A 14,496-nucleotide genomic window follows, 5' to 3' on the forward strand; every position below is an offset into this window, starting at 1 on the left:
GCACCGATGAAAGAACCAACCCGCAAGGCGTTTAATAAAATCCTCCAGGGCATGGCAAAAGCCTATGGTGTGGATTCTGTTCAGCGCCAGTTTTCAGTAACACCCAGCAAGGCCCAGACCCTGCAGGACAAGATTGTCGAGAAAAGCACCTTCCTGCAGCAGATTAACGTAATCCCCGTTGATGAGATGGAAGGCGAAAACGTACTGGGTGGTGTACCTGCACCAGTCTCCGGACGTACCGACACATCCCAGGATAAACGTCGCCAGCCGCGCGATGTTCTGGCGCTGTCGGCCTATCCATACAAGTGCTACCAGACAAACTCTGATGTCAGCATCCGTTATGCCACCCTGGATGCCTGGGCGAAATTCCCCGATCTGTTTGCCCGTTTCCAGCGTTATGTCACCGAGCGCATTGCCAATGACCGAGAGCTGGTCGGCTGGCATGGCACCCATGCCGCTAAAGATACCGACCCGGAAAAATTCCCGCTGCTGGAAGATGTCAACAAAGGCTGGATCCAGTACATGCGCGAGAACAAGTCCGAGAACATTCTGGGTGAAGGTGGAACAACTGGCGAAATCCGCATCGGCCCGGGTGGTGACTTTGAAGGTCTGGACGAAGCCATCAGTGTACTGGTGTCTGTCATTCCGAAGTTCCTTCGCAAAGGCTTGAAGGCGTACATCGGCGACGAGCTGGTTCAGTACGAAAAGCAGCGCCTTTATAAAGCGATCTCCCTGTCACCCAAAGAGAAAACCCAGGCCACCCAGAGTCTGATGAGTTTTGGTGGTGTTGATAGTTGGGAAACGCCCTCTAATTTCCCAAGCCGTGGCCTGGTTATCACCATGCCGACCAACCTGTCCATCTATTACCAGGACGGCAGCTGGCGCAGACATCTGAAGGAAGAGTCTGAGTATGACCGCTGGGCTGACTACAACAGCCGCAACGAAGCCTACACAGTGGAAACCCCCGAAGCCTTTGTGGGCTGGGAGTTTGACAACGTCAAGCTGCCAGAAGAATGGGAAGAAGTGCCCGCCTGATTTTGACGTGGGTATGGCCTGGACTTTAGGGCGGTTCGCCGCCCTCTTTTTAAACGGTCTTTTTCCCCAGTGGCTTGCATCAGGCTACTGAGAAAAACGACCAGAAGGGATGAGAACCTATGAACATCATGCAGCAGTGGCAAGCGAAAAAACGACAGCAACCTCACGCCGACCAGCCAGCCGCGCAACCGGCAACCAGCAACCTGATGCAGGCTACCCAGCGCAGCCAGCTGCTGGATGCCAGTCTGCAGGAAGACCTGAAGCGCCTGAAAGAAATCCAGAGCAAAGAGCGCAAGGTGCAGGTCAAGCGTGACCATCTGCTGCCCAAGTATGAAGAGTTCGTCAACCAGTTAGTAAAGGATGAAAAGAAGCATCTGATTATCGCCTGGTACATGGTCTGGCTGTTTGATTGTGACGAAATCGACTCCGCACTTTCCCTGGTGGAGTACTGCGAGCTTCATAGCGTACCTATGCCGGAACGAATCAAGCGCAAGGCAAGTACTTTTGCAGCAGATGAGGTGTTCGCCTGGGCAGAGAAAGCCTTTGAAAACGAGCAAAGCCCGAACCCTTACTTCAACCGCCTGTTTACCCGGATCCATAGCAACGAGCTGGATGTGCCGGACGAACTCCGCGCCAAGTATTACAAGCTCGCTGGCCTGATTGAATTTGAACGGGAAGGTGATATCCGTCTGGCTGTTGATCATCTGGAAAAAGCCTTTGAACTGGGCGCACTGGTGAAAACCGTTCTGGGTAAAGCCAGGAAGCAGCTGGACAAGCTGGAGCTGGAAGACCTCACCAGCGAAACCGACGAACAGGACGAGCAGGAATAGCCGACAGGCTCATCCCCCCACGCCGGGCGGCTGCAGCGACAGGACAGCGAAAGCTAATCCGGTGGTTGCAGTGGGCAGTCCGGCCCCATTTTTAAGAAGGAGAATCAGACAGTGAGTTTTTCAGGGAAGGCACACCAGACCCCGGAAAAGACCATCCAGAACCAGCCCTTCTGGCCGGATCTGGAACTGGCTGATTTTGTGGATAACTACCGAATCCCCAGCGATTTGCCTGAAGGAACGGTCACCGGACACCTGATCAATGCCGCGATTCAGGTAAATAGCCGACTGGTGACGTACAGGGCAGAGCAGCGACAGTCAGGGTATGAGCATCTGGAACAAGTACCCAGTGAAGTCATTAACGGGCAGTCCATACAGGTGACTCTGTATCACCGGGCAGTCTGCTGCATGGGAAAAGCCAGTGTACTGCGTGACTTCGCCAGCATTGACCGCCGGGAACCCGCCGAGAACCAGGCGAAAACCGGAGAAGAAACCGAAGACCGTTACCTGCAATACGTGGACGAAGCCCTTTGCCGTTTTCTGAATATCGGCGACATCAATGTGGAGCTGATCTGATGAGTACCAAACTGCAGCAGTTGACCAGTCACTTGTTAGGCAAACGTCTGGCTCGAAATGAAGATATAGAAAGCTGGGTAGATCGGTGCAGCATCATCCCGGAAGCCAGACACATGGGCGAGTATGCAGAAATCTGCCAGCAGCAAAGCACTTGCACTGTTGTAATAGAACGCTTCAGTGGCGATGCCCGAAAAATCATGGCATTGGTCACCGCCTGGTTGCAGGACAACGACGACAACCGCGAACGCTTCGGGCTGGGTGATCCGGAGATCGATGTCACCCCCCTGGATAAATCCGGCAAAAGCAGTGATGTAGACATCAGCCTGGTGTTTTACGACCCGGTGATGGTGCGACTGGATACCGATGGTGACATTCATTGGCAGGGGCTGCGCTGGTCACTGATTGATGACCCATTAGTGGACACCGCCGAAGAAGTGGCAGAAGTGGATCCGCAGGGGCCAGGTGATGAGTAAGGTTTATCTGGAAGTCGATGAGCGATCCCGGCTGGATATGATCCAGTCATTGGAACTGCTCACACTGCCACCGGCAAGCCGCTTCCGGGTGCTGCAGAAAGCCGGGCGACAGGTACGCAAGGCGAGCCGCGAAAACCTGCGTCAGCAGAAAACCGTAGGTGGCAGGCGTATGCAAAGTCGCAAATCCGGCAGAGGCAGGGTACTGAAAAAAATCGGCAGGAACCTGACCACAGTCACCAGCGACAAAAAGGTGGACGTGACCTGGAAAGACAAGCTGGAAGGCATGATTGCCCACAGACACCAGGAAGGTATCCCGGAAACCTTTACCGCCAAAAAGATGCAGAAGATTTACGGCAAGCCGGACTATGACCAGCCCGCTACCCGCAAACAGGCCAAAGCCATGCTGGCTGCTGGTTTCAGAATTTATGCCGGTAAAACCCGCACAGGTAAAACCAAAAGCCGTAAACCCAGCCAGCGCTGGATTATGGAGAATTTAACCATGGGCTATGCCGGGATGATGGTTCGAACCCTGCGGGATGAACAGGCAAACGCCAGCTGGACAGTAGAGACCCCGGCTCGCCCGTTTCTGGGTGTGACGGAACAACAGGCCACGGCGATCCTGGCCGAAGAACTGCAACGCGAGCGTGAGCGCCGCAGCAACTAATACGGAGAGAAACTGATGGCACTGGGATCCGTTACCGTCAATAACCTGAACCTGAACCAGGGCACACCCACGGAAGTTGAGCGCCTTTTCCTGTTTACAGGTTTAGCACCGGCACCGAATGACAATCTTGGTCTGGTGCATGCCATTGCGGCAGACACCGATCTGGACGAATTGCTTGGACAGGGCGACAGCCCGCTGAAAACCCAGCTGGCAGCAGCCCGCACCAATGGTGGACAGAACTGGTATGCCTACGCCAAGCCGCTGTCGGCTCAGACTGATTTGCTGGATGCCATCGACGATGCCGTGGGCGAAGTCAGCGTCGAAGCGGTGGTGGCCACCGATCCTGTGACCCAGACCAAACAGCTGGAAGATATGGAAGCCAAAGCGCAGTCGTTTATCGGCAAGTATCAGCGCCGGGTGTTCATTATGGCTTGCTTCCGAGGTATCGATAAGGAAACCGAATCCTGGGCAGAGTATCAGATTGCTGGCAAGGCTGTATCCGACAGCGTAGCCGCTGAACGGGTGGTGCTTGTTCCGTTGTTTTACGGAGATTTTCAGGGTGTTCTGGCTGGCCGGTTATGTAACCGGGCTGTGACCGTTGCCGATTCTCCCATGCGTGTCGCCACTGGTTCTCTGCTGGGGAATTACGCCGAAAGACCTGTGGATAAGTCCGGAGCCGTATTGACCAAAGCAGTCCTGCTGGACTTGCACGACAATGGACGCTTTACCGTTCCCCAGTGGTACGAAGATTACGACGGCATGTACACCTCCGACTGCCTGACCCTGGCACCGGAAACCAGTGATTACAAAATCATTGAGAATCTGCGAGTGGCAGACAAAGCAGCCCGCCGCATTTACTTGCTGGCTGTGGCCCGGGTATCAGATCGCCGCCTCAACAGCACCCCGGCATCCATCGAAAGTAATCGCACTTACTTTATGCGCCCACTGCGTGAGATGAGCCACAGCACCACCTTTGCCGGTGAAACCTTCCCCGGGGAGATCGAGCAGCCGGACGACTCCTCCATCGAAATTGTCTGGCCAGAAAAATACAAGGTGCAGGTGTTCTTCTCGGTCAAGCCGTACAACGCACCCAAGTCTATTGAGTGCAACATCATGCTTGATTTGAGCAACGGATAAGGAGACCGCCATGAGCCGCATTTCAGGAAAAAGTTTCGACATCAATATTGGCGACCTGCTGATCCATGTTGAAACCGCCACGCTGGATATTGAAGACAACCGCGTCACTGCCAAGAACCGTGGTGTACCTAATGGCGTGATCGATGGCGATGCAAGCGCCTCTGGTGAGCTTGAACTGGACGCTGCCAACTTTCGACTACTGAACGAAGAAGCCCGCAGGGCTGGCAGCTGGAAAGAGTTGCCGCTGTTTGACCAGGTGTTTTATGCCAACACCGGCAGGGAGGAAATGAAGGTCGAAGCCTATGGCTGCATGCTCAAAATCTCCAGTCTGCTGGATATCAATAGCGCCGGTGGTGACCTGCACAAGACCAAGCTGCCTTTCGAGGTGACCAGCCCGGACTTTATCCGCATTGGTGGTGTGCCTTATCTGTCCAGAACTGAAACTCAGGATATTCGATAGCCATGAAAATAGGTCAACAATTTGCATTCTATGTTCAAACCGTCCTGCAGCTTTATCAGTTGCCCTGTAACAAGGCCGTCATTCGCCTGCTGGCAATGATTGCAGCCCATGAATCTGGTGGGTTTCGTTATGTCCAGCAGATGAATAATGGCCCGGCTAAAGGACTCCTGCAGATGGAGCCTGTGGGGCTGATGGAGGTGCAACGCTACCTCAGATTGCGCCCTGAAAAGTTTGAGGAAATGCCCAAGGCTGAAGCCTTGTTCCCAGACATGCTGGTTTTCGATGCCGCAATAGCGATTGCCTGCGCCAGAGTGTTCTTTATGGCAAAACCTGAACCTTTGCCGCATGCAGACGACATTGAAGCTCTGGCCAGATACGCCAAGAAACACTGGAACACCGAATTTGGCAAAGCTACCTGGCAGGATTATGCCGACGCTTACCGGAGGTACTGCAAATGCCCACAATCTTTCTAAAAATGCTGCTGGAAGCCCTGAAAGCCATGGTGGGCAAGATGATGTTTTCAGTGGTATCCGAGCGATTCCTCTCCCGCATGGTTTGTTTGGGGCTGCGGAAGATCGCGAATAAAAGCACTAACGACTTCAGTCGAGAAGCTGCTGAAGCAATGATTGAGGGGCTGAAAAGGCCCGATCTGCCAAAGATCAAATAAGGAGTGACGAATGGACCAGGGCACTTTGATCAATTTGCTGATTTTCGTTGTTGGTCTGTTGGTGACCTGGAACGCTTTTCTATTCAAACGGACGCTGGATATTAATTCCGAGCTGGGTGAATTCAGGCTGGAAGTGGCTAAGGAGTACACCAGCAAGGAAGACCTGAAAGAGATGCTGAACAGTCTGGAGACCCGGCTGGAAAAGCAGATCACCAACTTTATCAAGACCATTACATTGAGGGATGAGCCATGAGCAGAGATAGAAACATAACACTGGAACTGGATCCTGAAGCACAGGAGCTGCTGGGCATTGAAGAGATGAACTTCAAGGTAACGCTGATCATGTACAACGATTGCGTTAACGGTATCCAGCCAAGCAGTAAGGTTGCGCCTATGCATAACTTTTTGGTGCGTTGCTCTGCTGATGATGAAACCAAGGCTGCAGTTAAAAAAGCCTATCAGGAAGCACTGACCACTGACCTCTTTGGTTTGGTCATGGAGGAATACAAGCCGAAAGTGGACTTTGCAGTAAAAAAATAGAAAAGCAGGCCCGGGCGATCAAGGACAACGGACTAGAGCAGCTGGTCTGTTATGCCCTGAAATGGTTTCCCCACCACGAGCCCACAGACGAGATCCTTGCCAGAGCTCGGTTTCTTGAAACCGACTACTGGGAAAGGGTGACAGTCTCTCAGGCGAACGGAACAGCAAAGGCATTTAGCGGTAAAAGGTAAACCATGGCAGCTACCCAGCTTGAAAAACTGATGTTCACTATTGGCATGGTCGACCAGATCAGCAAGCCGATTGCTGGTGTTACCGACAAGGTCGGCGAGCTGGTGAGTACCGCTAAAAGTGGCTTTGCCGATATGGGTGTGGGTGCAGCCGGTTTGATTGGTACCGGCTTTGCCATTCAGCAGATGCTTGGGCCTGCTATCGAAATGGACAGGGCGCTGGGGGAGGTGCGCTCTCTGGGTGTTAATGAAGATGCTTTGAATAAGCTGTCAGCAGCTGCTCTGGACTTTTCCACCACCTATGGCAAATCGGCTACCGAGTTTGTCTCTGCCAGTTACGACATACAGTCAGCTATTGCCGGTCTGACCGGTGACGAGCTGGCATCCTTTACCACCAATTCAGGCCTGCTGGCTGCTGCTACCAAAGCCGACACCGCCACCATCACCGGATATATGGCCACCATGTATGGTGCGTTTGAGCAGAGTGCCAATGAAATGGGCAAGGCTAACTGGGTGGATCGCGTTACCGAAATGACTTCTACCGCTGTGCAGATGTTCCGTACCGACGGTAACAAGATGTCAGCTGCATTCTCCAACCTGGGAGCGTCCGCAACCTCTGCCGGTATTGAGATGGCAGAGCAGATGGCGATTCTGGGCAGACTGCAGATGACCATGGGCGGCAGCGAAGCCGCCACCAAGTATCGCGCCTTCTTAGCCAGTGCCGGTAAAGCGCAGGATGCACTGGGGCTGCAATTTACTGACAGTCAGGGACGCATGCTGGGCATGGTGGAAATTCTCGACCAGATCAGAGGGAAATATGGCGACACATTAACCGTGGCGCAGTCTGATGAACTGGCAAAAGCCTTCGGTACACAGGAAGCCGTGGGCCTTATCCAGCTGTTAATGAACGACGTTGACGGGCTGGCTGATTCAATTGATGCACTGGACAACGTATCCGGCCTGACCACTGCCACCCAGATGGCAGAGGATATGGTCGACCCATGGGAACAGATGGCGGCAGGTGTTGAAGCTGTCCGGATCGGAATGGGTACCGCATTGCTGCCAGTTATTAACCCCTTGGTTGAAAGCATGGCTGATGGTGCTGCGGAACTTTCCCGCTGGACACAAATGTTCCCGAACCTGACCCGAGTGGTAGGGCTAACTGTGGTAGGCATTGTTAGCCTGGGAGCAGCTATGGCCGCTGTGACTCTGATCATGGGTGTGGGTAAAACAGCAATGGCAGGCTGGATGCTGACAATGAAACTAGTTCGTGGCCTGACACTGCTGTGGACAGCAGCCCAGTGGCTCCTAAATGCCGCTTTTATTGCTTCTCCTGTCGGCTTGATTGTTATTGGTATCACAGCTCTGGCTGCCATTCTCTATACCGCATGGATGGGAGTCACAGCTTTATGGAAAGCCTTTGCGGATACTTCTGCAGGACAGGGGCTTATTGCATTTATCCAGGAAGTGATCGGATGGTTTGGCGCACTGGGAGAAATGATTGGCTCAACCATCAACTGGGTTATTGACAAGGTCAACAAAATCCCCGGCGTCAATATAGGTGTTTCAGAGGAGTTAACTGCTCCTCCATCTGTAGCAAGCCTTGATGAAGGTAGAACCCTGAACGTTCCTTCCGGCGGTATTACCAAACAAATCAGCAACGCCGTATCCAACAACAACGGCAAGCAGATTCATATCGGCAAGGTGGAAACCAGCCAGCAGATCAACGCTCACACCGTTGAAGAAATGCTTTACATGGCAGGAGGGTAAGATGGGCGAATTTATCGACATTCTCATCACCGACAGGGATATCACGCTGGATGTGGCTGGCATGCCGGAAAACGTCGATGACCGGGCATCCATTGCCCAGGACATCAAGCACATGATTCTGGAGTCTGGTGTGCTGGTTGACCTGATCGCCGAGCGCAGCCCCATGAAATGGGCTTCGAATATGACCAGCCTGGAAACCATGGTGGAAGAGGATATCCGCATTATTCCCGGTTCGGTCATTCTGGAACGGGACAGCGTCGACAAAGGCCGTATTTTCCTGACAGCCAACACCACGCTGGGGCCACTGGGCTGGATTCTCACGAATGATAATGTGGAGACCAACCTGCAATGATTGATAACCACCATGACGACTTCGAACAAATCGTCCAGGCCGCAGGCATCCCCACCACCGAAGAAGAGATGCGTGCCGAATGGGATCAGATCAACGAAGACAACGGCAGCCAGATCAGCAACGACTCCCGCTGGTCACCCTTCTGGCGCTTGATCTCTGAAATTGTCACCAAGCCCGCACTGTGGACGGTGCAATTCCTGATTAACCAGCTACTGCCCAACAGCTTTATCAAAACAGCTACAGGCATGTTTCTGGACATTCTCGCCTGGGCGCTGAACCTGATTCGTAAGGATGCCACCAAAGCAGTTGGAATGATCACCTTTATCAGGGAAAACACAACGACCTCCATTGTTATTGGGCCAGGTACTGTCATTCAGTCAACACCAATTAACGGGCAGGTTTATGAGCTGATCACCACAGAGACCAAAACATTTCCTGATGGTGAGCTGACTGTGGAAGTAGAAGCCAAGGCAATGGCACCCGGCGAAAACTACAACCTGGCACCGGGCTATTACTCCGTTTTGCCAGAAGACATTGCCGGAGTGACCGAAGTCAACAACGGGCAGGAATGGCTAACCACACCAGGCGCAGACAAAGAGAGCGACGACGAACTGCGCCTGCGCTGCCGCAACCAGTTTACTGCCGTGGGGCTGTTCCACCACGACGCAGCCTATAAACAAATCATCAGCGAATTTGCCGGGATCCGCACCGACTATCTCTATTTTGAGCACGAAGCCCCACGCGGCCCCGGCACTGCCAACTGTTACATCATGATCGAATCAGGCATACCGCCCCAGGACTTTATCGACGATATCAACCAGCACGTAGACGACAACGGCTATCACGGTCACGGCGACAGCATGATCTGTTACCCGATGCCCGATGTGGAAACCGATGTAGTTGTCACCGTCTGGCCTGTTGCCAATCTGGACGCACAGGAAAGAACCGGCCTGCAGGAAGGTGTGGAGAACTACATCCGCGCCGCCTTTCGCCAGAACAACGAATACAGCCCGACACAGACATGGCCACAAAGCCGCTTTTCATTCTCTAAGCTGACCCAGAAGCTGCACCGCACCTTTCCAGAGATTGAAAGCCTGGACTTTGACAACCGCGATATTGTCACCGCCATCGAGCTGGCGACACTGGGCGAACTGACCGTGAAAATGGAGTACTGATCATGATCAAGCTCCAGCTGCCGCACTGGCTGTCCGGTGAAGAACTGACAAAGCTGAAGAACAGCGCACAAACCTGGTTCGAGCGTGTGGCCAGCTGGACAGCCTGGCCATTGCAACAGCTGGATCCGCTGACCTGTTCCCCCGGCATTCTGGAGCTGATCGCCTGGCAACGGGACATTACCCGTTATGCCGGTGAACCCATGGGGTTGTACCGTAAGCGTGTGTCATTCGCTTATATCAACGCCAAAGATGCAGGCAGCACCGCAGGCTTTATCCGTATTTGTGAACGGCTCGGAATCGGGCACATCACCACCCAGGAACGGCAGGAAGGCTGGGACTGGGACATCATCAATATTTATTTAGACGACAACCAGCTGGCAGACAACCCCGACCTGCTGCGGGAGATTATCCGCATGTATGGCCGAACCTGCCGGCGGTACAACTTTATTCTGGAGACCCCGGTACTGGCGTATATGCGCTGTGGCGAATTTTCCCACACCGCCAGCACTGCCGTGGCCTCCATGCCGAACCCCGGCATTAGATCCCAGGCGCACGAAGTGGGAATTAGCACTTCAACCGCTGTAGCCAGCTTGATAAAGAGCTGAAGCCATCAGAACGATTAGGGAGAGAAACATGGCAGCAATTACATATAAAGGGGAAAGCCTGATCGCCACCAAGCAGGCCAATGGCGAGGTGATGAATATTGACCGGGTTATCCTGGCTAATATCCCCGGGCTGGATCCGGGCAAGCCGGTAGACCGCAACGAGCAGCTGCCGCCTGCGGAGCATATTGTCCTGGACGAACCTGTCTCCCAGCATGGTTACATTAACCCGAACCTTGTTGTTTATGCCCTGCACATGGGTACTGGTGGTGATCCTTTCGAGTTTAACTGGCTGGGGCTGTACTGCTCCGCAGACGACACCGTGGTCGCTATTAATTACATGCCTACCCAGGGCAAAGACCCGTCCATGGCCTTGACCCGCAACTTATTGCTGGAGTATTCCGGAGCGCAGGAAACAGGGGATATTCATATCCCTGCTGAATCTTGGATGGTGGATTTTTCCCAGCGTATGGATGGTACTGACGGGCGATCCCGGCAGATGACGCAGGATGTGTTTGGGCGACAGCTGTTTTATGGGGATGCATGTAAAGTAGTTAAAGGCTCCGGTGGGTATTATGAGCTGCTGCCGGGTGAAGGCTATGTGGCTGGGATTCGTTTTGATTATCCTGGTAAGTCTGTTTTGGTTTCTGATACGCCGACTTCTATCTGGTTGGATGTTTCCCAGCAGGGAAATGCCATGTCTGACATTCAGCCGGTGGTTAATGTGATGGTTTCGGATCAGGAACAGGTGGATTATATTGATGATTCTGGAGTGCAGCATTATTTAGAAAAAATTTCGAGCATCTCATCGAATTCAGTTGTTTCAGATGATCGCATGGTGTTGCGGACAAATGGTTTATTTACTGAAAGAGTTTTAGGTGAGATAGATGTACGTGATTTTGGTGCCATAGGTAATGGCATTACCGATAATACAGCAGCGTTGCAAGCGTGTTTTGAGTTCGCAATACGTAACAAGTATACGGTTCGTATTCCCAGAGGCGTATACGAATTCTCTAGAATATCTCTAAATATGTCAGGAGAGCTGACCATAAAAGGAGATTCAAATACCATACTGCATAGCACGTTAAGTGAGCCTGATTCTAATAAAGCAGCTATTCGTTTTTCTGGAAGCCCAATCAAAGACTATAGCGTAGTCAAAAACGGAGTTAACAGACACGACGCATCTGTAACCATGGAAGATACAGCTGGTATACAGCCCGGCGATTTAGCGATCTTTAGCTCAAATCAGTTAATTGATACCGACCATCGTGGTTTCTGGAAAATGGGATTTGTGGGCAGGGTTTCATCCATTTCAGGCAATAAAGTTACACTCGAAGATGCTCCTCCTGTATGGCTTCCTTCGGAAGAGTCATTCAACATTACCGTTACAGAGAAAATAAGCGCATCGCAATTCAAAGTATCTGGATTAACTGACCGCCGTGGATCAATGTATCCAATAACAGGGATTAGCGGAAACAACTCAGAAGAAGTCAGGAATATTACAGATTATGACCCATTAACTAATATCGTTACTTGTGAATCGACATGGCTATCACCTCCAGAAGTTGGGGATGTTTTTCGATTAGATAAATTAACTCAAGTTAGAATAAGTAGACCGTTAACTGTGTCTCTATCCGGGGGGGTGACATTAACAAGAGATAAGCATTTAACAGCAAATGCGGGAGATGGCGGTTTTTTAGGTTTGCAGCTTCAAGAAAACGCTGATAGCACAGTTGAAGATTGGTCTATTGAAAATTTTTCAGAAACCAACTTTAAATATATGTACTCATATAAATCAGTTATTCGTAACTGTAAAAGTAAAGGAGCCAATCGAATTTACAGTGGGTATGATGGCACTGGTTATGGACTGCTGGATGTGTCCAGTTACAGGTGTCAATACCTGAATAATGATATTTCATTTTGCAGGTGTGGGTTTACGACAGCCGGAGCAGTAGCTCTTTCTGTATATTCTGTAGTACGAGATAACAGAATTACAGGTGGAGGGGTATCTTACACTGGCGAGGGAATACACCCCCATGGGAATCAGGTATCTTATGGATTTGGAGGGCATGGAAATGCATACCATCTTATATACTCTAATAACTATGTAAATGACTGCCACACAGGAGGTAGTTATCGAGATTACATGCCCTCGGTTTTGAAAAATGAATATACAGGATCGATGGAATATCCCTTCTACTTACATCAGATACGTGGAGGGATTTTCAAAGGCAATATTTTTAAACCTATTACAAAAGGAGAACATTTCGTAGAGTTGCGAGGTGGTATTTATAATGCAGAAGAGCCGCTAATTATTAGCGAAAATGTCGCTTATGAATTGGAAGGTGCTTTTGTTGGACTTGTAACAGTAACTGATGAGACAGTGCTAGAAAATCTACACGTCACAAGAAACACTGTGCATTTCAACAAAGCCAAAAGCCAAAAAGTTGGAATATTTGGTACAACTACAGGTGTCAGGCTTTCTAAATGCAGACTATCTGGAAATATAGTCCATTATACGTCTGCGGCAGACGACACAGTTAATACTGGATGGTATGGATTTGCTACACCTAATCGAACATTCAAAGTTGTAAATGATTACATCATAACGGGTGAAAACCAATATTTTGTGAACATAAGCAGCAATAACACAATAGAGATACCATTTAACAATGGCACTGCTACATGCTCTATTGTCGATATAGTAGGAGAGAATAACGGAATTATTGCAACATCAGTTGTTTTGTATGAGGTTTCAGGGAACTCAGGTGATCAGTCACCTCTTGGCTTTGCTAACACCAATAGAGTTTATCCATTGAAAAGCAATGAGCTATCAAAGCCTAAAGACGGATTTGTGAATATATATCAGCAAGGACCGAATCTGATAATCATAAACAAGCATAGTTCCGATTTGAATTTATTCGTATCTATAAAGAGGGTTGTTTAATGGCTTTTCCATTTCTGGCATCCAATAGTGCCCGTACTGTGCTGTTTGTTAACTGCTATGACCCTGTTGCGGACTTCACTATTCGATTTAATGATGCTAGTGGAGACAGAGTTGCGTTTAGGACTAGGGATGTAGCACCTACTGACACACGTTTTAACTTAGGCAATAGCGGTTCACGTTGGAATAATGTTTACACTGTCAGCGGTATAATTCAAACATCAGATGAAAGAAACAAGCAAGATTTACGAGACATTTCTGTAATTGAAAAAGATGTGGCTCAAAAAATCAAAGGAATAATTAAAGCTTTCCGTTTCAAGCATGCAGTAAAAATTAAAGGCAATAAGGCTAGAACTCATATTGGTGTGATTGCTCAGGAAGTTGAAAAAACCTTTTCAGATGCGGGGCTTGATGCGTTTGAGTACGGGATTCTTTGCTTTGATGAGTGGGATGAAGACGTTGATGACGAGGGCTACATAATTGCAGAGGCCGGAGATCGTTATTCTATTCGCTATGATGAACTTTGTATGTTTATTTTGGCATCACTATGATTTTTTTAAACAATAATAACCTGTCAGGATTTAACTTAACTGTCAGAGCCAATTTCCGAATAGAAACCAAGGAGCTGTCTGGCCAGACCAGCAGCTCCACCCGTTCGGAGGAAGGCATTAAACCCTGCACACTATCCGTCAGTCTGCAGATTCCTTTCGACAACAGCGCCGATCTGACCCGCCTGCGGGAGCTGGCCACTGCCCTGGACAGTGCGGGCAATTTGCAGGTGTACGATATCGTCAACGAAACCGCCGCCGCCATGAAGGTGCGGCAGGTGACGTTTATGGATAATTTCACCGTAAGCCAGGCTGATAACCTGAAAGCCTGGCAGGTGAATTTTACCCTTGCAGAATACCTGTCTATCCCGGAAAAGACCGAGCAACGACAGCCCCAGAAAACCGCCAGTGACCAGAGTGCCGATGGTGAAACCGTGGGCGATGTACCTCCACCCACTAACCAGGAAGAACAGCAGTCTCTGGCTATTCGGATATTGCAACGACTGGACGACGCACTGGCATAACGCCAAAGGATTGC

The 14,496-nt window shown here is 50.6% G+C and carries 19 protein-coding genes; all 19 read left to right on the forward strand.

Annotation, left to right across the window (positions count from 1 at the left end; translation table 11 throughout):
* Nucleotides 1-6: 6 nt before the first annotated feature.
* Complete coding sequence (locus tag EZMO1_RS09210; protein WP_034873984.1) at nt 7-1,035, forward strand: phage major capsid protein, P2 family; 1,029 nt, start codon at nt 7-9, stop codon at nt 1,033-1,035.
* A 119-nt stretch (nt 1,036-1,154) separates the two neighbouring features.
* Entirely contained in the window at nt 1,155-1,865 is a 711-nt protein-coding gene (gene gpM, locus EZMO1_RS09215; protein ID WP_034873982.1) for a phage terminase small subunit, read from the forward strand.
* A 111-nt stretch (nt 1,866-1,976) separates the two neighbouring features.
* Nucleotides 1,977-2,438: a head completion/stabilization protein gene (locus EZMO1_RS09220; RefSeq protein WP_051789590.1), complete on the forward strand. Its 462-nt coding sequence runs from the start codon at nt 1,977-1,979 to the stop codon at nt 2,436-2,438.
* The gene (locus EZMO1_RS09225) at nt 2,438-2,911 is read left to right on the forward strand and encodes a phage tail protein (RefSeq protein ID WP_051789588.1); all 474 of its coding nucleotides are present in this window, start codon (nt 2,438-2,440) and stop codon (nt 2,909-2,911) included. The genes EZMO1_RS09220 and EZMO1_RS09225 overlap by 1 nt, the downstream gene beginning before the upstream one ends.
* The gene (locus EZMO1_RS09230; RefSeq protein ID WP_034873980.1) at nt 2,904-3,575 is read left to right on the forward strand and encodes a hypothetical protein; all 672 of its coding nucleotides are present in this window, start codon (nt 2,904-2,906) and stop codon (nt 3,573-3,575) included. The genes EZMO1_RS09225 and EZMO1_RS09230 overlap by 8 nt, the downstream gene beginning before the upstream one ends.
* A gap of 15 nt (nt 3,576-3,590) precedes the next feature.
* Nucleotides 3,591-4,712 carry a DUF2586 domain-containing protein gene (locus tag EZMO1_RS09235; protein ID WP_034873979.1) on the forward strand — a complete coding sequence of 374 codons (1,122 nt, stop codon included), beginning with the start codon at nt 3,591-3,593 and terminating at the stop codon, nt 4,710-4,712.
* 10 nt (nt 4,713-4,722) lie between these two features.
* Entirely contained in the window at nt 4,723-5,172 is a 450-nt protein-coding gene (locus tag EZMO1_RS09240; RefSeq protein ID WP_034873977.1) for a phage protein, read from the forward strand.
* A 2-nt stretch (nt 5,173-5,174) separates the two neighbouring features.
* A complete protein-coding gene (locus EZMO1_RS09245) occupies nt 5,175-5,645 on the forward strand; it encodes a hypothetical protein (RefSeq protein ID WP_051789587.1) in 471 nt (156 codons plus the stop codon).
* Nucleotides 5,627-5,839 carry a hypothetical protein gene (locus tag EZMO1_RS09250; protein ID WP_145912546.1) on the forward strand — a complete coding sequence of 71 codons (213 nt, stop codon included), beginning with the start codon at nt 5,627-5,629 and terminating at the stop codon, nt 5,837-5,839. The genes EZMO1_RS09245 and EZMO1_RS09250 overlap by 19 nt, the downstream gene beginning before the upstream one ends.
* Before the next feature lie 10 nt (nt 5,840-5,849).
* Entirely contained in the window at nt 5,850-6,092 is a 243-nt protein-coding gene (locus EZMO1_RS09255) for a hypothetical protein (protein ID WP_034873972.1), read from the forward strand.
* Complete coding sequence (locus EZMO1_RS09260; RefSeq protein ID WP_034873970.1) at nt 6,089-6,379, forward strand: putative phage tail assembly chaperone; 291 nt, start codon at nt 6,089-6,091, stop codon at nt 6,377-6,379. The genes EZMO1_RS09255 and EZMO1_RS09260 overlap by 4 nt, the downstream gene beginning before the upstream one ends.
* 92 nt (nt 6,380-6,471) lie before the next feature.
* Nucleotides 6,472-6,570: a DUF6890 family protein gene (locus tag EZMO1_RS28065; RefSeq protein ID WP_420809941.1), complete on the forward strand. Its 99-nt coding sequence runs from the start codon at nt 6,472-6,474 to the stop codon at nt 6,568-6,570.
* Nucleotides 6,571-6,573: 3 nt separating this feature from the next.
* Complete coding sequence (locus tag EZMO1_RS09265) at nt 6,574-8,337, forward strand: phage tail tape measure protein (protein ID WP_034873968.1); 1,764 nt, start codon at nt 6,574-6,576, stop codon at nt 8,335-8,337.
* Between the two features lies 1 nt (nt 8,338).
* Nucleotides 8,339-8,689 carry a DUF2590 family protein gene (locus tag EZMO1_RS09270; protein WP_034873965.1) on the forward strand — a complete coding sequence of 117 codons (351 nt, stop codon included), beginning with the start codon at nt 8,339-8,341 and terminating at the stop codon, nt 8,687-8,689.
* Nucleotides 8,686-9,864, forward strand: a complete 1,179-nt coding sequence (locus EZMO1_RS09275) for a baseplate J/gp47 family protein (protein ID WP_061509400.1) — start codon at nt 8,686-8,688, stop codon at nt 9,862-9,864. Before EZMO1_RS09270 ends, EZMO1_RS09275 begins: the two co-directional genes overlap by 4 nt.
* 2 nt (nt 9,865-9,866) lie before the next feature.
* On the forward strand, nt 9,867-10,469 hold the full coding sequence (locus EZMO1_RS09280) for a phage tail protein (protein WP_061509402.1): 603 nt from the start codon (nt 9,867-9,869) through the stop codon (nt 10,467-10,469).
* Between the two features lie 28 nt (nt 10,470-10,497).
* Nucleotides 10,498-13,413 (forward strand): phage tail-collar fiber domain-containing protein, encoded by a 2,916-nt coding sequence (locus EZMO1_RS09285; RefSeq protein ID WP_061509404.1) that lies wholly within the window; start codon nt 10,498-10,500, stop codon nt 13,411-13,413.
* The gene (locus EZMO1_RS09290; protein ID WP_034880258.1) at nt 13,413-13,961 is read left to right on the forward strand and encodes a tail fiber domain-containing protein; all 549 of its coding nucleotides are present in this window, start codon (nt 13,413-13,415) and stop codon (nt 13,959-13,961) included. The genes EZMO1_RS09285 and EZMO1_RS09290 overlap by 1 nt, the downstream gene beginning before the upstream one ends.
* Nucleotides 13,958-14,482, forward strand: a complete 525-nt coding sequence (locus tag EZMO1_RS09295) for a baseplate complex protein (protein ID WP_061509406.1) — start codon at nt 13,958-13,960, stop codon at nt 14,480-14,482. The genes EZMO1_RS09290 and EZMO1_RS09295 overlap by 4 nt, the downstream gene beginning before the upstream one ends.
* Nucleotides 14,483-14,496 lie beyond the last annotated feature (14 nt).

The organism is Endozoicomonas montiporae CL-33 (assembly GCF_001583435.1).
Classification (GTDB): Bacteria; Pseudomonadota; Gammaproteobacteria; order Pseudomonadales; family Endozoicomonadaceae; genus Endozoicomonas_A; species Endozoicomonas_A montiporae.